This window comes from Kitasatospora sp. NPDC088346 (assembly GCF_044740765.1).
Taxonomy (GTDB): Bacteria; Actinomycetota; Actinomycetes; order Streptomycetales; family Streptomycetaceae; genus Kitasatospora.
Genome location: NZ_JBIURH010000011.1, coordinates 186,805 through 208,892 on the forward strand (window position 1 = coordinate 186,805; position 22,088 = coordinate 208,892).

A 22,088-nucleotide genomic window follows, 5' to 3' on the forward strand; every position below is an offset into this window, starting at 1 on the left:
GCCCGGATCTCCGAGAATGCCACGGACCGTCACCGCCGGCGGAATCCCCGGGAATTCCGGGAAGGGTGTCCCGCGACACGCTGTCATGGCGGTGCGGGCCGATTCCGCGGGAATGCGGGGAGGCCGTGGCCTCCCCGCCGCGCGCCGGTGACCGCCGGCGACCGCCCGCCGCTTCCCGGCGGGCCGTCCTTCACCCAGCGTCGCCGCCGGCGGTCCGGAAACCGGCGGCGACGAATCGGTGCCGGCCGTCCTATCCGCGCGGCACGGCCAGGGACTGGATCTCCGGCAGGTGGCGCCAGTCGCTGGAGACGATCGAGGCGTGGGCGGCCGCCAGCTGGGCGACCCGGGCGCGGGCCTGGTCGGCGGTCGGGTCGGTGCCGCTGATCGCCGGGGCCACGTTGTGGGCGTCCGTCATCACCAGCAGGTAGTGCTGGCTGTCGTACCACGCGGTGTCGATGCCGTTGACGTACGCGGCGGCATCGCCGTCGAAGAGGACGAACCACGGCCGGACCGCCGTCTCGTACCGGCTGCGCGGGTCGGCCGCGGCGGCGCCGTGCACGGCGGGGAAGATCTGGGCCTGGCCGATCCTGCCGGCGGCCGAGAGGTCGCGCAGGTACCGGCCGTACTCGACGTCGGTGTGCAGGGTGTCGAAGGGGTTGCTCTCCTCGACCGTGCCGGGGATCACCTCGACCATCGCCCGGCCCGCCAGGGCGGCCCTGGTCGGCCAGTTGTCGGCCCGGGCGGCGTCGTCCAGGGTGGCGTACGAGCCGCCGCCGGGCTTGGCGAGCAGGTCGGCGGGGCGGAAGGCGGCGGCGCCCAGGTGGGCGGCGATCAGCGCGTCCAGCTCCTTGGGACCCATGCCGCGGTTGGCGGCGAACCCGCCCTTGAGCTCCAGCTTGACCACCAGGGGCCCGGCGGAGGGGTGGGCGCCGAGCCAGACCCGCAGGTCGTCGAAGCAGGCCTCCAGGTTCTTGTTGGCGCCGCCGGTGTAGAGCTGGGCGGCGGTGGAGGCGTTGACGCAGTTGTTGCTGTTGCCCAGCGGGTTGGAGTGGCTGACCTTCCACTCCTTGGTGATGGTGTCCGTCCAGGCGTCCAGCTCGATCATGCCGGTGCCGGTGTCGAGCGCCTGGGCCAGGTAGGAGAAGGCGGCGGGGTCGTAGGTGTTGTGGAGTCCGACGGTGGTGGCGGAACCGAACGGCAGCTCACCGGCGCCGGTGGCGGCCGCCTGCTGGCCGGGTATCAGGGCGGCGGCGGCGAGCGCGAGGGCGCCGGCGGTGAGAAGGCGACGGACGGTCAAGGTTCCTCCTGCGCGGGGGGATCGGGGTGCTGGGACAGAGCGTCGACCATTCGAGCGCACGGAAGGTGACATGACAAGGAAGGGCGGGATTCCGGGGGGCGAGTTTCCGGCGGTCCGGGTTGTGCGGGCTTCCGGGAGAATCCGCCGATTGGTCTGGACCACAACCTGACGGACGGTTAGGGTGCCTGCTGGGACGCGGCGTTGAACGGCGCACCTGTGCGTCCGATCCAGCTGCCGACCAATCCGACGGGACCCGTCTGTGATCGACATCGTGGTGGTGCTCCGGGCCGAGGACGCGGTCCTCGACTTCCTCTCCGTGCTCGCCGACCCGCGCAGAGCCGAGACCGGGGTGGTGATCGCCGGATCGGGCACCCTGCTCACCCTGCCCGCCGGCACCGAAGTCGCCGAACGGCTCGACCTCCTCGGCCCCCTGATCGGCCCGCCGCCCGCCCCGCCGGACCGCCGCCCGACCCCGACGCCCTGGCCGGCCTGATCTCCCGTGCCCGCGCCGCCCGGCCCGCCCGACTGTGGACCCACTCGCCGGCCGACAACCGCCGCAGCCGCGGCGCCCTCGGCCGGGAGGTCGCCCGGGCCGCCGCCCGCCTCGACGCCCCGCCGCCGGTGCGGCACGCCGTCGGCTACTCGCCGTTCCTCCAGTTCGTCAGCGACCTCGACCGCCCGCTCGGCCGCGAACTCGTCGCCGCCAAGCTGGCGTTCGTCAACGGCCGATGCGCCCACCTGCTCGCCTCCGACCACCCCCAGCACGGGGTGTACACCGCGCGGGTGCCCGCCGCCGAACGCTACTTCGAGGCCACCGAGGAGGAACGCGACCGCCTCTTCGCGCTGCTGGCCAGCCTCGACGAGGAGGCCGCCTCGGTCGCCGACCCCTGGGAGTTCGGCACCTCCGGCTACGAGGCGGACCGGCTGGACGCCACCGCCGCCTGGATCTCCCGCCACTGCCCACCCGGCACCGGCCGCCTGGTCGAGGTCGGCGCCTGCGAGGGCGCGCTCACCCGCCGGCTGGCCTTCGCCGGTCACCGGGTGCTGGCCACCGAACCGAACCCGCAGTTCCGCGAGCGCCTCGCCGCCGCCCTCGCCACCACCCCGGAGGCCGAGGTCGACGACGCCGAACTCGCCGCCCTGGCCAAGGCGGACGGCCCGGCCGCACCCGCCTACCTGCTGATCGAGATGCTCTACTACGGCCAGGACCTCCAGCTGATCGACCGGCTCCCCACCGACCTGGTCCTCGTCGCCCTGGAACCCGAGGCCCTGCGCACCCGCCTGCACCCCTGGCTCGCCGCCTCGCCGCACTGGCGGGCCGTCGAGGAGGCCGAACTGGTCGGCCCGCGCCTGGAGATGGTCGGCGGCGGCCGCGCGTACCTCAGCAAGCGCGGCAGCGTCGGCGTCGTGCTGCGCCGCACCGCCTGAGCGGCGGCCCGCCGGCCCGCAGCGCCCCACAGACCCCCACGGTCACCCCGGCGACCCCGCAGCCGTCCCCGACCGGCCCCAGGAAGGCACCAGCCCGCCATGCTCCGCAGCACCACCGCCACCCTCGTCAACTCCTGCCTGCTGCCCGCGTACGCGGGCCGGACCCCCGCCGACTGGATCCTGCGCGCCGCGGACGAGGGACTCGCCGGCGTCGCCCTGTTCGGCACCAACCTGCTCGACGCCCGCGGTCCGCTGCGCGCCGACATCACCGACCGGCTGAGAGCCGTCCGCCCCGACCTGCTGATCGCCCTGGACGAGGAGGGCGGGGACGTCACCCGCCTGGACTACCTCACCGGGAGCGCCTACCCCGGCAACCACGCGCTGGGCGCGGTCGACGACCCGGAGCTGACCCGCCGGGTCGCCGCCGCCATCGCCGCCGACCTGGCCGAGGCCGGCGTCAACCTCTGCCTCGCGCCCTGCGCGGACGTCAACTCCCGCCCGGACAACCCGATCATCGGGGTCCGCTCCTTCGGCGCCGACCCCGAGCTGGTCGCCCGGCACACCGCCGCCTTCGTCACCGGGCTCCAGCGGGACGGCGTCGCCGCCACCCTCAAGCACTTCCCCGGCCACGGCGACACCCGCACCGACTCGCACTCCGCGCTGCCCGACGTCGACCGCGACCCCGACGCGCTGGCCGCCCTCGACCTGCCCCCGTTCGCCGCGGGCATCGCCGCCGGCGCCCGGCTGGTGATGACCGGCCACATCCGGCTGCCCGCCCTCGACGCGCTGCCCGCCACCCTCAGCCCGGCCATCCTCACCGGCCTGCTGCGCGAACGGCTCGGCTTCCGCGGCGTGATCGTCACCGATGCCCTGGACATGGCCCCGATCGCGGGCCGCTGGGGCTTCGGCGGCGCCGCCGTGGCCGCCCTGGCCGCCGGCTGCGACCTCGTGCTGCTCGGCTCGCCGGACGCGGAGAAACTCCTCCCGGAGATCCACGCCGCCGTCGACCGGGCGCTGCGCGACGGCAGTCTGACGGAACAGCGGCTCACCGAGGCCGCCGCGGCCGTCGCGGACCTGCGGGCCTGGGCCCACCCCCGGCCCGGCACGCCCGCACGGGACCGGGCCGTCGGCCTGGAGGCCGCCCGCCGCGCCCTCGGCGCGTACGGGCTGACACCGCCGGACCGGCCGCGGGCGGTCCACACCGTCCGGCTCGGCGCCACCGCCAACCTCGCCGTCGGCGAGGCGCCCTGGGGCCTCGCCGGGCCGCTGGCCGCACTCGCCGGCGGCACCGAGGCCGACCCGGGCAGCGACCCGGCACTGATCCCGCTCCCCGCCGGGGGCACCCTGGCGGTCGCCGTCCGCGACGCCCACCGCGACCCGTGGCAGCAGGACGCCCTGCGCGCCCTGCGGGCCCGCCGCCCCGACCTGGTCACCGTGGAGTTCGGCCTCCCGCCGCACACCGTGACCGGCCCGACCCTGCTCGCCGGGGGCGCGGGCCTGGCCAACGCCGCGGCCGCGGCCGAGTACCTCAGCGGCCGCACCTGGAGCGGTCCGCTGCGCCCGGGCCGGGTGTGAGCGGTGTACGACCACTGCGTCGGACTCGGCTACCACTGCGAGTCCACCCACCAGCTGCGCCGGATCACCGGCAGCGACCGCGCCCACTTCTTCGACTGGCTCGACCTCGACATCGAGTCGGTGACCGAGACCGTCGCCGGGGGCTTCCGGAACGTGCTGCGCCCCGGCCTGGTCGAGCCCTTCGACGAGGGCCGCTGCGCGCTCGACCGGGGCAGCGACATCCGGTTCTTCCACGCGTTCCACCCGGCCGCCCCCGGCCCGCTCACCCAGGCCGACATCGACGGTCAACTCGGCTCGGTACGGGCGAAGTTCGAAGCCCTCGCCGACCGCTGGCACGCCCTCGCCGGGTCCACCGCCCGGGTCCTGTACGTCCGCCACGACCCTTCCGACGAGGAGTCCGCCGACGACCTGCGCCGGCTGCGCGCGACCATCGCCGCCGAACACCCCGGCCACCGCTTCGACCTGCTGTGGCTGCGCCGCACCCCGCCCGGTGACGGCGACCGGCTCCCGCCCGGCATCGCCTGGGGCACGGTCGCCGCCGCCCCCGGCCGCTGGCAGGGCGACGACGCCCAGTGGGACGCGGCCCTCGCCGCCGCGCGCCGAGGCCGACCGTCCGAGCCGCGGCCACCGCACCGACCGACCCCCGGGGAGCACCACCGATGAACCACCCGACCTGGCGTACCGTCATCCTCTCCCCGCACTTCGACGACGCCGCGCTCTCGCTGGCCGGCCTGATCCCCGAACTCCCGGACCCGATCGCGGTGGTCACCGTCTTCGGCGGCGCCCCCGCCGCCCACCACCCGGTCTCCTGGTGGGACAGCATCTGCGGCTTCTCCACCCCGCAGGAGGCCCACCGGGCGCGCCTCGCGGAGGACGCCCGCGCCTGCCGGCTCCTCGGCGTCCACCCGCTGGTCCTCGACCACCCGGACGGCCCGTACGGCGACGGCGGCGAACTCCTCGGCATCGACCGGCTGCTGGCGTCCATGCCGGCGGACGCGCTGGTGCTCGTCCCGGTCGGCTCCAACCAGCCCGACCACCAGCGCGTCCGCGACCGGGCCCTGGCCGTCCGGGCGGCCCTCGGCGCGCCCCCGCCACTGCTCTACGCGGACCTGCCGTACACCGGCCACCTCCCCGAGTGGGCCACCGACGAGGCCGACCGGGCACTCGCCCGCAGCCCCCGGTGCGGTCTCGCCTACCAGGACCTGCTGCGTACCCACCGCACCACCGTCCGCCACGACCTGCGGCTGGACGACGAGCAGTGGGCCGCCAAACGCGAGGCCGTGCTGTGCCACGCCTCCCAGCTCGCCCCGCTCGCGGCCGACCACGGCAGCCTGCTGGCCCGCGGCGGCCCGCTGCGCGCCGAACTGGTCTGGTCGCTGGAGGTGCGCCGATGAGCCGGGCCGAGCCGGTCCTCACCGCCCGCGGCCTGGTGAAGGAGTACCGCCGCGGCCGGGCCGTCGACGGCGTCGACCTGACCGTGCACGCGGGGGAGCGGGTCGGCCTGCTCGGGCCGAACGGCGCCGGCAGGACCACCACCCCACCCGGTGGCCACCCTCCCGGCGCTGCTGCGCCCGGTCGCCGAGGCCCTGCCCACCACCCACGTCTTCGCGGTCGGCCGCGCCCTCGCCGCGGGCCACGGCATGCCGTGCCGGGAGCTCGCCCTCGCCACCGGCGGCACCGCCCTCCTGCTCGCCGCCGGCATGCTCGGCCTCGCCCGGATGCTCCGGACCTTCCGTCGCCGCGGCCTGATCACCCGCTACTCCTGGCGGGGATCTCGGCCCACACCGTCTTCCCGGACGGCGGCCGTGGCACCGTGCCCCACTGGCTGGTGAGCGCCCGGACCAGGACCAGGCCGCGGCCGGACTCCGCACCCTCCGGCCCGACCGCGGGCCGGGGCAGCCGTTCGCCCCGGGAGTCCGACACCTCGACACGGAGCGTGGCGGCCCCGGCCCCGTCGGACCGCAGGGCCAGCCGCAGCAGGAAGTCCCGCCCGGGGACGTGCCCATGGGTGACGGCGTTGGCCGCGAGCTCGATGACGACCAGCGAGGCCGCCTGGAAGGCATCGGTCGTCCGAGGCCAGCCCCACTCGGTGAGGCACTGTTCGGCGGCCCGCCGGGCCAGACTCGCGCCGCGCCGGGACGAGGCGAACAGACCGGCCAGCTGAGGGGTGATTTCTGAGTTCACGTCACCGAGCGTGCCCGGCCGGTCGTACGCTTGCCAGGAGTCGGACCGGTACGCACAGCAGCTGTACCGGAGCGCACTGTTGCATGTCCGGCTCGGCGGTCGTATCGGCGAAGTGCGGGGTGGAACGATGTCCGACCGGACGGTTGACCGGGAGCCGGCCGTGGGTGAGCCCCGCCGCCCCGAGCCCCAGCAGGACGAGGACGGCGCGGCGGACCTCTTCCGCGCGGTCGGGCGGCAGGTCAGGCTGCTGCGAGAACGGGCCGGCCTGACCCAGAAGGAGCTGGGCGACCGTCTGGGCTACGGCGAGGACCAGATCTCCTCGCTGGAACGCGGACGCCGCACCCCACAGCCCGAGTTCCTGGACGCGGCCGACGAGATGCTCGGAGCGGGGGCCTCCTGAAGGCCACGGCGGAGGACGTCGCGCGGGCCAAGGCGCGGGCCCGGGTGCGGCATCCGGCGTGGTTCCGGGACTACGCCCGGCTGGAGGCGGAGGCGGTCGAGCTGTCCTACTTCAGCGCGTTGGCCATTCCGGGTCTGTTCCGGACCGAGGGATACGCGAGGGCGATCTTCGCCGGTCGACGCCCGCTGCTTGACGAGGAGACGGTGGAGCAGCGGGTGACCGCGCGGCTGGCTCGGCAGGACATCCTGTCGGGGTGGCCTGTCCCCATGGTCAGTTCGATCATCCAGGAGTCCGTGCTCCAGCAGCCGTTCGGCGGCCGGGAGATCTGGCAGACGCAACTGGTGCGACTGGTGAGTCTGGGGCGGCTGCGGAACATCGAGCTCCAGGTGATGCCGACCGACCGGGTCGAGCACGCCGGTATGGGCGGTCCGTTCACCCTTCTCACGCCGCGCGGGAGATCCCAGCTCGGCTACGTGGAGGTGCAGCACATCAGTCGGCTGATCACGAGTCCGGACGAGGTACGTGTGCTGGCGGCCAAATACGGCAGCATGCGGGGACAGGCGCTCACCCCGTGGGAGTCGCTCAATCTGATCGAGAAGCTGCTGGGGGCACTATGACCGTCCAGGCGGACAACAGCGTTTGGTTCAAGTCGAGTTACAGCGGCGACGAGGGCGGCGAGTGCGTCGAGGTGGCCGCCGCCCCCGGCGTCGTCCGGGTCCGTGACTCGAAGGACCGTCAGGGTCCGGAGCTCGCCGTGACGCCGCAGGCGTGGGCCGCCTTCGTCCGGTTCGCCGCCGCCCGTTGAGCGGGCGCGCGGGCTGCGCCGGGCCGATGGCCCGTGGCGCAGCCCGGCGTCGGGGTCAGCCCTGGCCGTAGCGGCGGTGGTACTGCTCGATGCGGCCGGCGGTGTCGAGGATGCGGGCCTTGCCGGTGTAGACCGGGTGGCTGGCCGAGGAGGTCTCGACGTCGATCACCGGGTAGCTGTGACCGTCGGTCCACTCCACCGTCCGGCTGCTGGAGAGCGTCGAGCGGGTGAGGAAGGCGAACTCGGCGGAGCGGTCGCGGAAGACCACCGGACGGTACGCGGGGTGGATGCCGTGGTTCATGTCGTTGCTCCTTCGGCTGGGTCGTGCGGGGTGGGGAGCCGGGTCAGCGTTGCTCGCGGAAGAGCACGTGTGCTCCGGCGACCGGATCGAACTTGCGGATCTCCAGGCGGTCGGGGTCGTTGCGGCGGCTCTTGCGGGTGACGTAGGTGTAGCCGGTGCCGGCCGTCGAGCGCAGGGTGACGATCGGGCGCAGGTCGCTGCGGGCCATCATGTCTCCTTCTGTTAGCAATGGAAGTCATTGTCATAGGGTCACAACCGGCCGGGCCGGCGAATCATTCCCGGGTCGACGCGCCATCGCCGCAGGGGTGTATGCACCCGGTGTATACCTCGGGGGTATAGTCGCTGGCATGTCACTCGGACACACCATCCTCGGGCTCCTGGAGTCCCACCCGCGCCACGGCTACGACCTGAAACGCGCCTACGACGAGCAGTTCGGCCGGACCCGTTCCCTCGCCTACGGTCAGGTCTACTCGACCCTCTCCCGGCTGCTGAAGAACGGCCTGGTCGAGGTCGAGGGCGTCGAGCCGGGCGACGGGCCCGAGCGCAAGCGCTACGCGATCACCGAGGCGGGCGTCACGGACGTCGCCGACTGGCTGGCCCGTCCGGAGAGCCCGGAGCCCTACCTGCAGAACACCCTCTACACCAAGGTCGTGCTGGCCGTGCTGACCGGCCGCCGGCCGTACGAGGTGCTCGACGTCCAGCGCACCGAGCACCTGCGGCAGATGCGCGAACTGACCCGCCGCAAGGACGACGGCGACCTGGCCGACCAGCTGATCTGCGACCACGCGCTGTTCCACCTGGAGGCTGACCTGCGCTGGCTGGAACTGACCAGCGCCCGCCTGGACGAGCTCGCCCGGGAGGTGCGGCCGGCATGAGGATCTCCCCCGTCGAGTCGGCCGACGAGCTCGCCGACCACCGCGCCCGGCCCGCGGAGCAGCCCCCGGCCCGGCCCGGCGCGCTGCTCACCGCCACCGGCCTGGTCAAGAACTACGGTCCGACCGGCGCGCTGGACGGCGCCTCGCTCGCCGTCATGCCGGGCGAGCTGCTCGCGGTGATGGGCGCCTCGGGATCCGGCAAGTCCACCCTGCTGCACTGTCTGGCCGGGATCGTCCGCCCGGACGCCGGGACGGTGACCTACCGCGGCCAGGACCTGGCCGACCTCTCGGACTCCCGGCTGAGCGCGCTGCGCCGTACCGACTTCGGCTTCCTGTTCCAGTTCGGACAGCTCGTCCCCGAGCTGTCGTGCCTGGAGAACGTCGCGCTGCCGCTGCGGCTGAACGGCGTGCGCCGCCGGGCGGCGGAGGCCCATGCCCGCACCTGGCTCGACCAGTTGGAGGTCGGCGACAGCGCCGCCCAGCGACCCGGCGAGATATCCGGTGGCCAGGGCCAGCGGGTGGCGGTCGCCCGGGCGCTGGTCACCGGCCCGCGGGTGGTCTTCGCCGACGAGCCCACCGGCGCGCTCGACTCGCTCAACGGTGAGCGGGTGCTGCGACTGCTGCGGGCCGCCGTCAGGGAGTCCGGCGCCGCCGTGGTGCTGGTGACCCACGAGCCGAGGGTCGCCGCCTACACCGACCGCGAGGTCGTCCTGCGCGACGGCCGCACCGACGACCGGGGGTCCGCCCGGTGACCCGCCGAGCCGCCGCCGGGGCCCGGCCCGCCTCGGCCGCGCCCGTCCTCGGTCCCGCCGCCGTCATGGTGCTGCTCGCCACCGCCTGCTGGGCCGGCGGCCCGGCCCCCGACGACGCCGGTGCCGGGCCGACGGACGACAGCCGGCGGCTGGTCCGCGTCCTGTGGACCGTCTCCACCGCACCCGACCACGCCGCCCGCCTCTTCGGCGGCACCCGATCCCCGGAGAGGGCCCCGTGAACCAGCCCACCCCGCCCACCACCGCCGACCGGCCGGCCCCGACCGTACGGCTGCGCCGCCTGGGCCAGGTCGGCATCGGGCTGCGGCTCGCCTTCACCGGCGGCCGCGACAGCCTGGTCCGGACCCTGCTGACCGCCGTCGCCGTCGGCCTGGGTGTCGCCACCCTGCTCTTCGCGTCCTCGTTCCAGACCATGAAGCACCACCGCGACGACCGGATCCACGCCCTGGTCGACACCATGCACGCCGACGACGGCCTCGCCCCGGGCCCCGGCACCCTGCTGCTGATGGACGTCTCCACCACCTACCACGGCGCCGAGGTACGCGGCCGGGTCATGCAGGCCGAGGGCCCGGAGGCACCGGTGCCGCCCGGCCTGACCGGCTATCCGAAGCCCGGTGAGATGGCCGTCTCACCGGCGCTGGCGAAGCTGCTCGACGCCCCGGAGGGGCGGCTGCTCAAGCAGCGCCTGGACCATCCGGTCGGCGGCCGGATCGCCGAGGGCGGCCTGGTCGGCCCCGGGGACCTCAGCTTCGTGAGCGGCGCCGACGACCTGAGCACCGACCGCGGCGCGATGCGGATCGAGTCCTTCGGCGACACCTACCCGCCCCGGGAGCTGGAGCCCGAGCTGGTCCTGCTCAGCGTCACCGGCATCGTGGTGCTGCTGACCCCGGTCGCGGTGTTCGTCGCCGCGGCGACCCGGTTCGGCGGGGAGGCCCGCGACCGCAGGCTGGCCGCACTGCGGCTGGTCGGCGCGGACCGGGCGATGACCGCCCGGATCGCGGCGGGGGAGGCGCTGGCCGGCGCACTGACCGGGCTGGCGGTCGGCTGGCTGCTGTTCGGGGTGGCCGGTCGGCTCGCCGAGTCGGTGACCATCGAGGGCCTCAGCGTCTTCGCCGCGGACATCGACCCGGATCCACTGCTGACCGCCGTCGTGATGGTGGCCGTGCCGGTGCTCGCGGTGGTGGCCGCGCTGTTCGCGATGCGCGCGATCGTCGCGGAGCCGCTCGGCGTGGTCCGCGGCGGTGACCGGACCCGCCGCAGACTGTGGTGGCGCCTGGCGCTGCCCGCCGCCGGGGTCCTCCTGCTCTCCCAGACCCCCCACGGGGTCGATCTCGCCGTCGAACCGATCGACCTGGCGATCGTGGTGACCGGGCTGGTCCTGCTTCTCAGCGGGATCGCGGCCCTGCTGCCGGCCCTGCTCGACCTGACCGTCCGGGACCTCTCCTTCGGGCCGCCCTCCCTGCAGTTGGCCCTCGGCCGTCTGCGGCTCAGCGGCGGCGGCGCCGCCCGTGCCACGGCCGGGACGCTGGTCGCGGTCGCCGGCGCGATCGTCCTGCAGACGCTCTTCGGCGCGATCGCCGACCAGCACACCTTCCGCAGCCCGTACGCGTCCGGGCGCACCGCCGCCGGGGCGGCGGACCGGGCCCGGGCCACCTTCGCCGGGGCCGGCGGCTCCGCCGCGGAGCTCGCCGCCCGGCTGCGGGCCGGGGAGGCGACGCGGTCGGCGGTCGGCTACGTCCCGGTCTACCTGCACGGCGCCTACCGCGACCCGAACCGGACGGCGCTCGCGCTGGTCGGAGCCTGCGGCGATCTCAAGGCGCTCGCCGACCTGCCCTCCTGCACCGACGGCGACGGCTTCCTGGTCACGGGGAACGGCTCGGCCGGCACCGCCGGGGCGACCCCGCAACCCGGCGCCCGGGTGACGTTGGACGCGGCCGTCCCCGCGTCCCCCGCCGAGGCGGCCGGGACGGCCTGGCGGCTCCCGGCGACGCTGCCGACCGTGCCGGCGCGCTCCCGCGAGCTCGCCGCCGACCCGGTCGGGGTGCTGCTGGTCACGCCCGCCGCCGTCCCGGCCGGCCTGCTGACCGGTCAGGACGCCCGGATCGACCTGGAGCTCGACAGTGGGGTGCCGGACGCCCGGGAGGTCCTGCGCACCGCCGTCCACCGGATCGACCCCCGGGCCCGGCTGCTCCTCGCCGACGAGGAGGTCTTCGCGCCGGACCGGGCCTTCAACGGCGTCCGCCGGGCGCTGACCGCCGCGGTCGTGGCCACCCTGCTGCTGATCTCGCTGAGCATGCTGGTGGGCCTGCTGGAGCAACTGCGCGAGCGCCGCCGGGCGCTGGCCTGCCTGCTGGCCTTCGGCACGCCGCGGCGGACGCTCGGCCTGTCGCTGCTGTGGCAGAGCGCGCTGCCGATGGGGCTCGGCCTGGCCCTGGCGGTCGGCATCGGCACCGGGGTCGGCCGCATGCTGCTCCAGCTGGCCGGTCTGCCGCAGCGGATCGCCTGGGAAGGGGTGCTCGCCATGGCGGGCGCCGCCGCGGCCGGGATCCTGGGTGTCACCGCGCTCACCCTGCCGGTGCTGTGGCGGGCGGGTGGGAGGGGCGCCCTGCGGCACGAGTAGCGCCACCCGCGGGCCCGGCCCGGGCCCCGTGCGAGCCCCGTCCGAGCGGCTCGACGGGCGCCCGGCCGCCCTGGTTCGTACGCTCGACCCATGTCCGATGCGCACGCGGCCCGACGAGAACGTCTCCGGGAGTACTGCAGTGCCTCCGGGGCCGACGCGGTACTGGTCACCAGGGCCGCCAACGTCCGCTACCTGACCGGTTGCCCGCCGTGCGGGGCGAGCGTGCTGCTCACCCGCGAGCGGGTGCTGCTGGCCGTCCCGGAGGACCTCCCCCCGGACGACACCGGCGAGCACCTGATGCCCGAGGACGTCGCCCGGCTGCCCGTCCCGCCGCTGGCCGACACGGCCCCGGCGCTGGCCGAGGCCGCCGTCCGGCTCCGGATCGCCGACCTGGCGGTGGAGGAGCACGACCTCACGGTCAGCCGCCACCGCGCGGTGGCCGGGGCGGCGGCCGGGGTCCGGCTACTGGACGTCGACCGGGCGGTGGAGCGGCTGCGCGTGGTGAAGGACGAGCACGAGATCGCCGACCTGCGCATCGCGGCCGAGATCGCCGACCAGGCGCTCGGCGAGCTGCTGGAGTCGATCCTGGTCGGCCGGACCGAGCGGCACCTGGCGATGGAGCTGGAACGCCGGATGATCGACCACGGCGCCGACCGGGCGGCCTTCCCGGTCTCGGTCGGCACCGGCGCCCACTCCGGCCTGGAGCAGCACCAGCCGACCGACCGCCGGGTCGAGGAGGGCGACTTCCTCACCGTGGTGCTCGGCGCGCAGTACCGCGGCTACGGGGTCTGCACCGCGCGGACCTTCGTGATCGGCGCGGCCCCGGCGCCCTGGCAGGTGGAACTGCACCGGCTGGTCTTCCACGCCCAGCGGGCCGGTCGCGAGGCGCTCGGCCCGGGCGTCCCGCAGCACGTGCCGGACGACGCGGCCCGTTCGATCCTCCAGGCGGCCGGTCACGCCGAGCGCTCCGTGCATCCGGTCGGACACGGAATCGGGCTGGAGATCCGGGAGGCGCCGCGCCTGGGCCCCGCCGACATGGGTAAACTGGACAATCGCGTGCCGGTCACCGTCGGTCCGGGGGTCCACCTCCCGGGCAAGGGCGGGGTCCGGATCGAGGACACGCTCGTGGTGCGCCCCCCTGAGGAGGGCGGGCCCGAGCTGCTCACCATAACGACCAAGGAGCTCCTCGCCCTGTAGTCCGCGGCCCCGGCCCGGCGTCAGGTTGCGCATCCTTCTTGGTTCCTTGACAGCTATATCCAGGAGTTAGTGCGCCCGTGGCTTCCACGAACGATCTCAAGAACGGCATGGTCCTCAAGCTTGACGGCGGCAAGCTCTGGTCCGTCGTCGAGTTCCAGCACGTCAAGCCCGGCAAGGGCCCGGCCTTCGTGCGCACCAAGCTGAAGGAGGTCCTGACCGGCAAGGTCGTCGACAAGACCTTCAACGCGGGCACCAAGGTCGAGACCGCCAACGTCGACAAGCGCGGCATGCAGTTCTCCTACAAGGACGGCGAGCAGTTCGTGTTCATGGACACGGACACCTACGACCAGCTGTTCATCGGCCCCGAGGTCGTCGGCGACGCGTCCAAGTACCTGCTGGAGGGCTTCGAGGCCCTGGTCGCCGTCTACGAGGGCGCCCCGCTGTACATCGAGCTGCCGGCCTCCGTCGAGCTGCTGATCGACCACACCGAGCCGGGCGTCCAGGGCGACCGCTCCACCGGTGGCTCCAAGCCGGCCACCCTGGAGACCGGTGCCGAGATCCAGGTCCCGCTGTTCATCGTCACCGGTGAGAAGATCAAGGTCGACACCCGCGACGGCAGCTACCTCGGCCGGGTGAACAAGTAACCGTGGCGGCTGCACGCAGCAAGGCCCGTACCAGGGCCTTCCAGATCCTGTTCGAGGCGGATCACCGAGGTGTCTCCCCGGAGCAGGTGCTCGCCGACTGGGTGGCCCGCGCGCGCGAGCCCAAGCCGGACGAGGGCATCCCGCAGGTCGCCGAGTACACCATGCAGCTGGTCGAGGGCTACACGCAGTACGCCCGCCGCATCGACGAGCTGATCGCGACCTACGCCGTCGGCTGGACGATCGACCGGATGCCGGTCGCGGACCGCAACGTCCTGCGGCTCGGCGCCTACGAGCTGATCTGGGAGGACGGCGTCCCGGACGCGGTCGTGGTCGACGAGGCCGTCGAGATCGCCAAGGAGTACTCCACGGACGAGTCGCCCGCCTTCGTGAACGGCCTGCTGGCCCGCTTCATGGAGCTCAAGCCGACCATCCGCCGGGACTGACGTCTCGCGCGTGAAGGCCGCCGGACCCCGGTCCGGCGGCCTTCACGCGTTGCTGGCCCGGGTGCGGGGCCGCGGCGTAGGCTACTCATCGGTAATGAGGAGTCGGGCAGGGCCGTCGCAGCGAAGGACAGCACCATGACCACCGCCGTACGCAGCGAGTTCGACCGGGGCATCGCCCTGACCCCGGAGGCCGACCGGCCGGGCCGGTACACGGCCGGGCTGGACGCCGGCTGGCAGATCGGCGGCGGGATCAACGGCGGGATGCTGCTCGCGGTCGCGGGCCACGCGCTGTCGCTGCGGCACGGGGAGCACCCCGACCCGGTGTCGATCAGCGGCCACTACCTGTCCGCCGCCCGCCCCGGCCCGGCGGCCGTGACCACCGAGCTGGTCCGCCGGGGCCGCTCGCTGTCCACCGGCACCGCCTCGCTCGCCCAGGACGGCGAGGAGCGGCTGCGGGTGCTGGCCACCTACGGCGACCTGGCCGCGCACACCGGCGAGGTGCGCACCAGCGCGCGGCCGCCGGTGATGCCGCCGCCGGAGGAGTGCGTCGGCGTCGAGCACGCGCCGAAGGAGCTGATCGAGCAGGCCGCGCTGCTGTCCCGGTTCGACCTGCGGCTCGACCCGGCGACGATCGGCTGGGCGCTCGGCCGGCCCTCGCAGGAGGGCCGGATCCAGGGCTGGTTCAAGCTCGCCGACGGGCGCGAGCCGGATCCGCTGCTGCTGCTCCTGGTGGCCGACGCGCTGCCGCCGGTCACCTTCGACCTCGGCATCCCGGGCTGGGCGCCCACCGTCGAGCTCACCGTCCACCTGCGGGCGAAGCCGGCGCCGGGCTGGCTGCGGGTCAGCCACGCCACCCGCAACCTGGCCGGCGGCTACTTCGAGGAGGACGCCGAGGTCTGGGACTCCACCGGCCGCCTGGTCGCGCAGTCCCGCCAGCTGGCCCGCGCCCCGCGGCAGTAGCACGGCTGTTCGTCGCACTCGGTTACAGGGCTGTGACACCCCGTACGTGTGCGGCGCGTGGGGATGGGGAGGAAGAGGGGCAGCGGCGTACCCGGCCGCGCCCGTCGACCCCCGCCGCAGGAGCCCCGATGCCCCGTAACAGCCGCACCCCCCGGTCCTCCCGTTGCACCTCCGCCGGGGCGGGCGGCCGCAGGCCCGAGGAGGCCTTCGTGACCGGCATCCTGGCCAGCGCGGAGGACTTCGAGCTGGCCCGGCCCTGGGGCCTGACCGAGGCCACCGACCATGCGGGGTACCTGGTGGACACCGAGGCCCTGTTGACCGAGGCGCGGCGGGTCTTCGGCACCGTCCAGGCCCGGATGTTCCACCCCGGGGACTTCGCCGACTTCTGCCTGCTGCACGGGCTCGACCCGGCCGAGCAGACCGCCCGGGACCGCTACCTCGTCAACCCGCCGCTGCAGACCCAGCTGCTGCCCTACCAGGGCGAGGACCTGGTAGGCGACTTCCTCCCGCGCCTGGTGCGCGCCCGCGAGGGCGGCCTGACGCTGCGCCACGCGGACCTGCTGCTGGACGGCGCCCTGTGCGCCGCGCAGGAGCAGCTGCCGCCGCAGGTCCGGCAGGCGTACGAGCAGGGCTCGGAGATCTTCCGGCGGATGCTGGTGGGGGCGGGCGCCGGCACGTACCAGTTCCACTGCGTGGTGGACGCGCCCGGCGGGCGGCTGCAGGCGGACGCCCGGATCCTGCGCTGGGAGGACGGCGTGGTGCGGATCAACGACGAGGACCTGGACCTGGTCTGCGCCGTGCTGTGCGCGGGTATCGTCCGGGAGCTGCCGGGGGCGGCGCTGCTGCACGGTTCGCAGGGCTCCGCGGGCTCCTGCGGCGAGTACCGGCAGGTCGCCTGGGCCTGGCAGAGCACCGGGTTCGGCTACGAGCCGGCCGCCGTCGAGCTGGACGGGGTGGAGGCGCGGCCGGGGTTCAGCCTCGGCTCGGTGTGCTGACGGCGCCGCCGGGCCCGGACAGCGCGACGGCGGGGTGTGCGGCTGGTGCCGCACGCCCCGCCGTGACGTTTCTGCTGGTCGCCGGGGCTCAGCCCGCGTCCTCCTCGCGGACGGCGCGACGGGCGTCGGGGTTGAGGACGCCCCAGCTGATCAGCTGCTCGGTGAGGATCGACGGCGACTGGTCGTAGATCACGGCGAGGGTGCGCAGGTCGTCCTGGCGGATCGAGAGCACCTTCCCGTTGTAGTCGCCGCGCTGGCTCTGGATGGTGGCCGCATAGCGCTGGAGCGGGCCGGCCTTCTCGGACGGCACCTGGGTCAGTCTCTCCAGGTCGAGGACCAGGCGCGGCGGCGGCTCGGCCGCACCGCCCGGAGTCCCGCCGGGCAGCAGCTCCTGGACCGGGACGCCGTAGAACTCGGCCAGCTCGGCCAGGCGCTGCACCGTCACCGCGCGGTCGCCGCGCTCGTACGAGCCGACGACGACTGCCTTCCAGCGACCCTGGGACTTCTCCTCGACGCCGTGCAGGGAGAGACCCTGCTGAGTGCGGATCGCCCGGAGCTTGGCCCCGAGTTGCTTCGCGTAGTCGCTGGACATAGATCTCCCCGGACGAGATTGCTTCGCGTTCAGTGGTGAGCCACGAGCGAGCGGGTGATGACCGCGGATCCGGCCGACCGTACCGGTGGGTACAGAGCCTGTCTCGTAACTCACTGTGAGGTTACGTAGAGTGAGGTAGTCGCGTCAAGCCGAATGGGGCAGTCGTGCGAATAGCTCCCGGCCGCTCCGTGAACCGCCGAGGTACGGCCGAACGGGGAAAGCGGAACCGTCCGGTCCTGAACGCCGGTGAGCGCACTGCTACCATGGGCGAGGCTTCCGCCACGGTCGGGAGCGCAATCCCAGGCATCCTTTAAGGCCCGTCCAGTGAGGCGGGGAAGGAGGTCCGCTTCGGCATGACCACACACAACCAATCCGCGCCGCGTCCGCCGCACCAGGTGCTCGACGCCGGGGACATCACCCGGATCGTCACCCGGATCGCCCACGAGATCGTCGAGCGCGCCAAGGGCGCCGACGACGTGGTGCTGCTCGGCATCCACACCCGCGGTGTCCACCTCGCCCGCCGGCTGCAGTCCCGGCTGAACCAGGTCGCCGGCCGCGAGATCCCGCTCGGCACCCTGGACATCACCATGTACCGGGACGACCTGCGGCTGAAGCCGGCCCGCGCGCTGGAGCACACCGAGATCCCCGCCGAGGGCGTCGACGGCAAGCTGGTCATCCTGGTCGACGACGTGCTGTTCTCCGGCCGCACCATCCGGGCCGCGCTGGACGCCCTGAGCGACATCGGCCGCCCGCGCGCCGTCCAGCTGGCCGTCCTGGTCGACCGCGGCCACCGCGAGCTGCCGATCCGGGCCGACTACGTGGGCAAGAACCTGCCCACCTCGCTGCGCGAGGCCGTCCAGGTCCAGCTCGCCGACACCGACGGCCGGGACGCCGTCCTGGTCGGCGACCGCGACTACACGGCCCGCTCCTCCCAGGCGCTCGCCGCCCAGCCGTCCGACCAGCACCTCCCGGAGTGACCGCCGTGAAGCGCCACCTCGTCTCCACCGCCGACCTCAGCCGCGACGACGCCCTGCTCATCCTGGACACCGCCGAGGAGCTGGCCCACCTCTCCGGACGGTCCGTCAAGAAGCTGCCCACCCTGCGCGGCCGCACCGTCGTCAACCTCTTCTTCGAGGACTCCACCCGCACCAAGACCTCCTTCGAGGTCGCCGAGAAGCGGCTGTCCGCGGACGTCATCAACTTCTCCGCCAAGGGCTCCTCGGTCTCCAAGGGCGAGAGCCTCAAGGACACCGCGCTGACCCTCCAGGCGATGGGCGCCGACGCCGTCGTCATCCGGCACCACGCCTCCGGCGCGCCGGCCCGGCTCGCCCAGTCCGACTGGCTGCACGGCAGCGTCATCAACGCCGGTGACGGCACCCACGAGCACCCCACCCAGGCCCTGCTCGACGCCTTCACCATCCGCCGCCACCTCAACCCCGGCGCCGGGCACGACCTGGCGGGCCGCCGGGTCACCATCGTCGGCGACGTCCTGCACAGCCGGGTGGCCCGCTCCAACGTCCACCTGCTGACCACCCTCGGCGCCGAGGTCACCTTCGTCGCCCCGCCCACCCTGCTCCCGATCGGCATCGAGAACTGGCCCTGCCAGATCTCGTACGACCTGGACGCGGTGCTGCCCAAGACCGACGCGCTGATGATGCTGCGGGTCCAGCGCGAGCGGATGAACGCCGCGTTCTTCCCGACCGAGCGCGAGTACTCGCGGCGCTACGGCATGGACGGCATCCGGATGGCCCAGCTGCCCGAGCACGCCATCGTGATGCACCCCGGCCCGATGGTCCGCGGCATGGAGATCACCGCCGAGGTCGCCGACTCCCCGCGCTGCACCGCGGTCGAGCAGGTCGCCAACGGCGTCTCCACCCGGATGGCCGTGCTCTACCTCCTGCTCGGCGGGGCGGTCTTCGCCGACGCCCCCGCCGAGACCACCCGCACCGACAACCCGGAGGCCGCCAAGTGACGAGCTACCTGATCCGCAACGTCCAGATCCTCGGCGGCGCGCCCCAGGACATCCTCATCGCCGACGGCGTGTTCCGGGAGATCGGCACCGGCCTGACCGCCGAGGCCGACATCGACATCGACGGCCACGGGCTTATCGCCCTGCCCGGCCTGGTCGACCTGCACACCCACCTGCGCGAGCCCGGCCGCGAGGACGCCGAGACCGTGCTGACCGGCACCCAGGCCGCCGCCAAGGGCGGCTACACCGCCGTGCACGCGATGGCCAACACCTTCCCGGTCGCCGACACCGCCGGCGTGGTCGAGCAGGTCTGGCGGCTCGGCCAGGAGTCCGGCTACTGCGACGTGCAGCCGGTCGGCGCCGTCACCGTCGGCCTGGAGGGCAAGAAGCTCGCCGAGCTCGGCGCCATGCACGACTCCGCCGCCGGGGTCCGCGTCTTCTCCGACGACGGCAAGTGCGTCGACGACGCGGTGATCATGCGCCGCGCGCTGGAGTACGTGAAGGCCTTCGACGGCGTCGTCGCCCAGCACGCCCAGGAGCCCCGGCTCACCGAGGGCGCTCAGATGAACGAGGGCCAGGTCTCCGGCGAGCTCGGCCTCGGCGGCTGGCCCGCCGTCGCCGAGGAGGCGATCATCGCCCGCGACGTGCTGCTCGCCGCGCACGTCGGCTCCCGGCTGCACGTCTGCCACCTCTCCACGGCCGGCTCGGTCGAGATCGTCCGCTGGGCCAAGGCCAAGGGCTGGGACGTCACCGCCGAGGTGACCCCGCACCACCTGCTGCTCACCGACGAGCTGGTCCGCAGCTACGACCCGGTCTACAAGGTCAACCCGCCGCTGCGCACCGCCGCGGACGTGGAGGCGCTGCGCGCCGCCCTGGCCGACGGCACCATCGACGCCGTCGCCACCGACCACGCCCCGCACCCGGCGGAGGACAAGGACTGCGAGTGGGCGGTCGCCGCGATGGGCATGGTCGGCCTGGAGACCGCGCTGTCGGTCGTCCAGCAGACCATGGTCGACACCGGCCTGCTGAACTGGGAGGGCGTGGCCGACCGGATGTCCCACCGCCCGGCCCGGATCGGCCGCCTGACCGGCCACGGCCGGCCCGTCTCGGTCGGTGAGCCGGCCAACCTGGTGCTCTTCGATCCCGCGTACCGTGGGGCCGTGGACCCCGAAACCTTCGCGACGCGCAGCCGGAACACCCCCTACCGCGGCCTCGACCTGCCCGGGCGGGTGCACGCCACCTTCCTGCGCGGCACCGCCACCGTGCTGGCCGGCGAGCTGGCCGAGCAGGGCGACCTCGCGTGAGCGGCCCGCTCGCCGCGGGGCAGGCCCAGGTCACCAACTGGCCGGGCTACATCGGCTGGACGGTCGGCCTGGCGATCGTGGTCGGACTGGTCTACTGGCTGATGCGGCAGGGCTGGAACTGGCGCCGGACGCTCCAGTCCGACCTGCCGCCGCTGCCCGAGGTGCCGGCCGACCCCGGCCCGGCCACCCTCACCGCCGCCGGCCGCTTCCACGGCACCACCACCCCGGGGAACTGGCTGGACCGGGTGGTCGCCCACGACCTGGGCACCCGCAGCCTCGCCGACCTCACCCTCACCGAGCGCGGCCTGCTGGTCCGCCGCCCGGGCGCCACCGACCTGTGGATCCCGGTCGAGCAGCTGGCCGGTGCCCGCCTCGACTCCGGCATCGCGGGCAAGGTCGTCCCCTCCGGCCTCCTGGTGATCGGCTGGCGCCTGGGCGCCACCGGCCTGGAGTCCGGCGTCCGGCTGGACTCGCCGGACCGGCACGCGGACTGGGTCTCCGCGATCCTCGAACTCTCCACCCGCACGCAGCAGACGGAAGGCACCGCATCATGACCGCACCTGCCCCCACCACTCAGCGCTTGAGGCGGGAGCGAGTGCCCGCCGTGCTCGTCCTGGAGGACGGCCGGACCTTCCACGGCCAGGCCTACGGCGCGATCGGCGAGACCTTCGGCGAGGCCGTCTTCAACACCGGCATGTCCGGCTACCAGGAGACCCTCACCGACCCCTCCTACCACCGCCAGGTCGTCGTCATGACGGCCCCGCACATCGGCAACACCGGCGTCAACGACGAGGACCCGGAGTCGAAGCGGATCTGGGTCGCCGGGTACGTCGTCCGCGACCCCTCCCGGGTCCCGTCCAACTGGCGCTCGCGGCGCTCGCTGGACGAGGAGCTCGCGGGCCAGGGCGTCGTCGGCATCTCCGGCATCGACACCCGGGCGCTCACCCGGCACCTGCGCGAGCGCGGTGCGATGCGGGTCGGCATCTTCTCCGGCCCCGCGCTGGCGGACGAGGCCGCGCTGCTGGCCCGGGTCAACGAGACGCCCGAGATGAAGGGCGCGGACCTCTGCGCCGAGGTCGCCACCACCGAGCCGTACGTCGTCCCGGCGATCGGCGCCAAGCGCTTCACCGTCGCCGCGATCGACCTCGGCATCAAGGCGATGACCCCGCAGCGGATGGCCGAGCGCGGCATCGAGGTGCACGTGCTGCCCGCCGACTCGACCGTCGAGGACGTCTACGCGGTCCAGCCGGACGGCGTGTTCTTCTCCAACGGCCCGGGCGACCCGGCCACCGCCGACCACCAGGTCGCGGTCATGCGGGGCGTGCTGGAGCGCCGGACCCCGCTGTTCGGCATCTGCTTCGGCAACCAGATCCTCGGCCGCGCGCTCGGCTTCGGCACCTACAAGCTGAAGTACGGCCACCGCGGCATCAACCAGCCGGTGCAGGACCGCACCACCGGCAAGGTCGAGGTCACCGCGCACAACCACGGCTTCGCCGTCGAGGCACCGCTGGACAAGGTCAGCGACACCCCGTACGGCCGCGCCGAGGTCTCCCACGTCTGTCTGAACGACAACGTGGTCGAGGGCCTCCAGTGCCTGGACACCCCGGCGTTCAGCGTGCAGTACCACCCGGAGGCCGCGGCCGGCCCGCACGACGCCGCGTACCTCTTCGATCGGTTCGTCGACTTGATGGCCGGTGCCCCGGCCCGCACCACCACAGGGAGCTGACCC

At 74.1% G+C, this 22,088-nt stretch carries 26 protein-coding genes and 1 pseudogene; 22 read left to right on the plus strand and 5 right to left on the minus strand.

Going from position 1 to position 22,088, the window contains the following annotated elements:
• Positions 1-250 precede the first annotated feature (250 nt).
• Positions 251-1,297: a phosphatidylinositol-specific phospholipase C domain-containing protein gene (locus tag ACIOFR_RS17655; RefSeq protein ID WP_400997873.1), complete on the minus strand. Its 1,047-nt coding sequence runs from the start codon at positions 1,295-1,297 to the stop codon at positions 251-253.
• Between the two features lie 259 nt (positions 1,298-1,556).
• Here ACIOFR_RS17655 and ACIOFR_RS17660 point away from each other — a divergent pair, with 259 nt between their 5' ends.
• The 6 genes from ACIOFR_RS17660 (at position 1,557) to ACIOFR_RS17685 (ending at position 6,132) form a co-directional block, all read left to right on the plus strand.
• Positions 1,557-1,790 (plus strand): hypothetical protein, encoded by a 234-nt coding sequence (locus tag ACIOFR_RS17660; RefSeq protein ID WP_400997876.1) that lies wholly within the window; start codon positions 1,557-1,559, stop codon positions 1,788-1,790.
• A gap of 128 nt (positions 1,791-1,918) precedes the next feature.
• The gene (locus ACIOFR_RS17665) at positions 1,919-2,725 is read left to right on the plus strand and encodes a hypothetical protein (protein ID WP_400997878.1); all 807 of its coding nucleotides are present in this window, start codon (positions 1,919-1,921) and stop codon (positions 2,723-2,725) included.
• 99 nt (positions 2,726-2,824) lie between these two features.
• Positions 2,825-4,300, plus strand: a complete 1,476-nt coding sequence (locus ACIOFR_RS17670; protein WP_400997881.1) for a glycoside hydrolase family 3 protein — start codon at positions 2,825-2,827, stop codon at positions 4,298-4,300.
• Between the two features lie 3 nt (positions 4,301-4,303).
• A complete protein-coding gene (locus tag ACIOFR_RS17675; RefSeq protein WP_400997884.1) occupies positions 4,304-4,963 on the plus strand; it encodes a papain-like cysteine peptidase in 660 nt (219 codons plus the stop codon).
• Positions 4,960-5,694, plus strand: a complete 735-nt coding sequence (locus ACIOFR_RS17680; protein ID WP_400997887.1) for a PIG-L deacetylase family protein — start codon at positions 4,960-4,962, stop codon at positions 5,692-5,694. The genes ACIOFR_RS17675 and ACIOFR_RS17680 overlap by 4 nt, the downstream gene beginning before the upstream one ends.
• Positions 5,695-5,844: 150 nt before the next feature.
• A complete protein-coding gene (locus tag ACIOFR_RS17685) occupies positions 5,845-6,132 on the plus strand; it encodes a hypothetical protein (protein ID WP_400997889.1) in 288 nt (95 codons plus the stop codon).
• On the opposite strand, the gene ACIOFR_RS17690 is transcribed toward ACIOFR_RS17685, so the two are convergent.
• On the minus strand, positions 6,050-6,484 hold the full coding sequence (locus ACIOFR_RS17690; protein WP_400997891.1) for an ATP-binding protein: 435 nt from the start codon (positions 6,482-6,484) through the stop codon (positions 6,050-6,052). The two genes, ACIOFR_RS17685 and ACIOFR_RS17690, sit on opposite strands and share 83 nt — an antisense overlap.
• 127 nt (positions 6,485-6,611) lie before the next feature.
• Between ACIOFR_RS17690 and ACIOFR_RS17695 the strand changes: the two are divergent.
• Together ACIOFR_RS17695 and ACIOFR_RS17700 are read left to right on the plus strand one after the other, a co-directional pair.
• A pseudogene (locus ACIOFR_RS17695) lies at positions 6,612-7,501 on the plus strand (helix-turn-helix domain-containing protein).
• The gene (locus ACIOFR_RS17700) at positions 7,498-7,689 is read left to right on the plus strand and encodes a DUF397 domain-containing protein (protein WP_400997894.1); all 192 of its coding nucleotides are present in this window, start codon (positions 7,498-7,500) and stop codon (positions 7,687-7,689) included. The pseudogene ACIOFR_RS17695 and the gene ACIOFR_RS17700 overlap by 4 nt, the downstream one beginning before the upstream one ends.
• A gap of 55 nt (positions 7,690-7,744) precedes the next feature.
• On the opposite strand, the gene ACIOFR_RS17705 is transcribed toward ACIOFR_RS17700, so the two are convergent.
• Positions 7,745-7,990: a type B 50S ribosomal protein L31 gene (locus tag ACIOFR_RS17705; protein WP_400997896.1), complete on the minus strand. Its 246-nt coding sequence runs from the start codon at positions 7,988-7,990 to the stop codon at positions 7,745-7,747.
• Between the two features lie 43 nt (positions 7,991-8,033).
• Positions 8,034-8,198: a 50S ribosomal protein L33 gene (rpmG, locus tag ACIOFR_RS17710; protein ID WP_350638600.1), complete on the minus strand. Its 165-nt coding sequence runs from the start codon at positions 8,196-8,198 to the stop codon at positions 8,034-8,036.
• A 139-nt stretch (positions 8,199-8,337) separates the two neighbouring features.
• Between rpmG and ACIOFR_RS17715 the strand changes: the two genes are divergently transcribed.
• The 9 genes from ACIOFR_RS17715 (at position 8,338) to ACIOFR_RS17755 (ending at position 16,494) form a co-directional block, all read left to right on the plus strand.
• On the plus strand, positions 8,338-8,865 hold the full coding sequence (locus ACIOFR_RS17715) for a PadR family transcriptional regulator (RefSeq protein ID WP_400997898.1): 528 nt from the start codon (positions 8,338-8,340) through the stop codon (positions 8,863-8,865).
• Positions 8,862-9,617 carry an ABC transporter ATP-binding protein gene (locus ACIOFR_RS17720; RefSeq protein WP_400997901.1) on the plus strand — a complete coding sequence of 252 codons (756 nt, stop codon included), beginning with the start codon at positions 8,862-8,864 and terminating at the stop codon, positions 9,615-9,617. The genes ACIOFR_RS17715 and ACIOFR_RS17720 overlap by 4 nt, the downstream gene beginning before the upstream one ends.
• Positions 9,614-9,856, plus strand: a complete 243-nt coding sequence (locus ACIOFR_RS17725; RefSeq protein WP_400997904.1) for a hypothetical protein — start codon at positions 9,614-9,616, stop codon at positions 9,854-9,856. Before ACIOFR_RS17720 ends, ACIOFR_RS17725 begins: the two co-directional genes overlap by 4 nt.
• Positions 9,853-12,255, plus strand: coding sequence for an ABC transporter permease (locus ACIOFR_RS17730; protein WP_400997906.1), 2,403 nt, complete (start codon positions 9,853-9,855; stop codon positions 12,253-12,255). Before ACIOFR_RS17725 ends, ACIOFR_RS17730 begins: the two co-directional genes overlap by 4 nt.
• Positions 12,256-12,345: 90 nt before the next feature.
• Positions 12,346-13,452 carry an aminopeptidase P family protein gene (locus tag ACIOFR_RS17735; RefSeq protein WP_400997908.1) on the plus strand — a complete coding sequence of 369 codons (1,107 nt, stop codon included), beginning with the start codon at positions 12,346-12,348 and terminating at the stop codon, positions 13,450-13,452.
• A 77-nt stretch (positions 13,453-13,529) separates the two neighbouring features.
• The gene (efp, locus tag ACIOFR_RS17740) at positions 13,530-14,096 is read left to right on the plus strand and encodes an elongation factor P (RefSeq protein WP_400997910.1); all 567 of its coding nucleotides are present in this window, start codon (positions 13,530-13,532) and stop codon (positions 14,094-14,096) included.
• 2 nt (positions 14,097-14,098) lie between these two features.
• On the plus strand, positions 14,099-14,539 hold the full coding sequence (nusB, locus tag ACIOFR_RS17745; RefSeq protein WP_400997913.1) for a transcription antitermination factor NusB: 441 nt from the start codon (positions 14,099-14,101) through the stop codon (positions 14,537-14,539).
• 135 nt (positions 14,540-14,674) lie between these two features.
• Positions 14,675-15,499: a thioesterase family protein gene (locus tag ACIOFR_RS17750; protein WP_400997915.1), complete on the plus strand. Its 825-nt coding sequence runs from the start codon at positions 14,675-14,677 to the stop codon at positions 15,497-15,499.
• 128 nt (positions 15,500-15,627) lie between these two features.
• Positions 15,628-16,494, plus strand: coding sequence for a hypothetical protein (locus ACIOFR_RS17755; RefSeq protein ID WP_400997918.1), 867 nt, complete (start codon positions 15,628-15,630; stop codon positions 16,492-16,494).
• An 88-nt stretch (positions 16,495-16,582) separates the two neighbouring features.
• Here ACIOFR_RS17755 and ACIOFR_RS17760 read toward each other — a convergent pair whose 3' ends face one another.
• Positions 16,583-17,086, minus strand: a complete 504-nt coding sequence (locus ACIOFR_RS17760; protein ID WP_014134541.1) for a transcriptional regulator — start codon at positions 17,084-17,086, stop codon at positions 16,583-16,585.
• A gap of 353 nt (positions 17,087-17,439) precedes the next feature.
• Between ACIOFR_RS17760 and pyrR the strand changes: the two genes are divergently transcribed.
• From pyrR to carA, 5 genes are read left to right on the plus strand one after another with little or no spacing between them, the layout of a single operon-like run.
• Positions 17,440-18,063 (plus strand): bifunctional pyr operon transcriptional regulator/uracil phosphoribosyltransferase PyrR, encoded by a 624-nt coding sequence (gene pyrR / locus ACIOFR_RS17765; RefSeq protein WP_400997919.1) that lies wholly within the window; start codon positions 17,440-17,442, stop codon positions 18,061-18,063.
• A gap of 5 nt (positions 18,064-18,068) precedes the next feature.
• Entirely contained in the window at positions 18,069-19,058 is a 990-nt protein-coding gene (locus ACIOFR_RS17770; protein ID WP_400997921.1) for an aspartate carbamoyltransferase catalytic subunit, read from the plus strand.
• Positions 19,055-20,359, plus strand: a complete 1,305-nt coding sequence (locus tag ACIOFR_RS17775; protein ID WP_400997922.1) for a dihydroorotase — start codon at positions 19,055-19,057, stop codon at positions 20,357-20,359. Before ACIOFR_RS17770 ends, ACIOFR_RS17775 begins: the two co-directional genes overlap by 4 nt.
• Positions 20,356-20,913 carry a hypothetical protein gene (locus tag ACIOFR_RS17780; RefSeq protein WP_400997923.1) on the plus strand — a complete coding sequence of 186 codons (558 nt, stop codon included), beginning with the start codon at positions 20,356-20,358 and terminating at the stop codon, positions 20,911-20,913. Before ACIOFR_RS17775 ends, ACIOFR_RS17780 begins: the two co-directional genes overlap by 4 nt.
• Positions 20,910-22,085 carry a glutamine-hydrolyzing carbamoyl-phosphate synthase small subunit gene (gene carA, locus ACIOFR_RS17785; protein WP_400997925.1) on the plus strand — a complete coding sequence of 392 codons (1,176 nt, stop codon included), beginning with the start codon at positions 20,910-20,912 and terminating at the stop codon, positions 22,083-22,085. Before ACIOFR_RS17780 ends, carA begins: the two co-directional genes overlap by 4 nt.
• The last annotated feature ends 3 nt before the right edge of the window (positions 22,086-22,088 follow it).

Excerpts from the sequence above, each read along its gene's own strand:
- ACIOFR_RS17670 (WP_400997881.1), top strand. The coding sequence starts at position 2,825 with ATGCTCCGCAGCACCACCGCCACCCTCGTCAACTCCTGCCTGCTGCCC.
- ACIOFR_RS17680 (WP_400997887.1), top strand. The coding sequence starts at position 4,960 with ATGAACCACCCGACCTGGCGTACCGTCATCCTCTCCCCGCACTTCGAC.
- ACIOFR_RS17700 (WP_400997894.1), top strand. The coding sequence starts at position 7,498 with ATGACCGTCCAGGCGGACAACAGCGTTTGGTTCAAGTCGAGTTACAGC.
- ACIOFR_RS17705 (WP_400997896.1), bottom strand. The coding sequence starts at position 7,990 with ATGAACCACGGCATCCACCCCGCGTACCGTCCGGTGGTCTTCCGCGAC.
- rpmG (WP_350638600.1), bottom strand. The coding sequence starts at position 8,198 with ATGGCCCGCAGCGACCTGCGCCCGATCGTCACCCTGCGCTCGACGGCC.
- ACIOFR_RS17715 (WP_400997898.1), top strand. The coding sequence starts at position 8,338 with ATGTCACTCGGACACACCATCCTCGGGCTCCTGGAGTCCCACCCGCGC.
- ACIOFR_RS17720 (WP_400997901.1), top strand. The coding sequence starts at position 8,862 with ATGAGGATCTCCCCCGTCGAGTCGGCCGACGAGCTCGCCGACCACCGC.
- ACIOFR_RS17735 (WP_400997908.1), top strand. The coding sequence starts at position 12,346 with ATGTCCGATGCGCACGCGGCCCGACGAGAACGTCTCCGGGAGTACTGC.
- ACIOFR_RS17750 (WP_400997915.1), top strand. The coding sequence starts at position 14,675 with ATGACCACCGCCGTACGCAGCGAGTTCGACCGGGGCATCGCCCTGACC.
- ACIOFR_RS17755 (WP_400997918.1), top strand. The coding sequence starts at position 15,628 with ATGCCCCGTAACAGCCGCACCCCCCGGTCCTCCCGTTGCACCTCCGCC.
- ACIOFR_RS17760 (WP_014134541.1), bottom strand. The coding sequence starts at position 17,086 with ATGTCCAGCGACTACGCGAAGCAACTCGGGGCCAAGCTCCGGGCGATC.
- pyrR (WP_400997919.1), top strand. The coding sequence starts at position 17,440 with ATGACCACACACAACCAATCCGCGCCGCGTCCGCCGCACCAGGTGCTC.
- carA (WP_400997925.1), top strand. The coding sequence starts at position 20,910 with ATGACCGCACCTGCCCCCACCACTCAGCGCTTGAGGCGGGAGCGAGTG.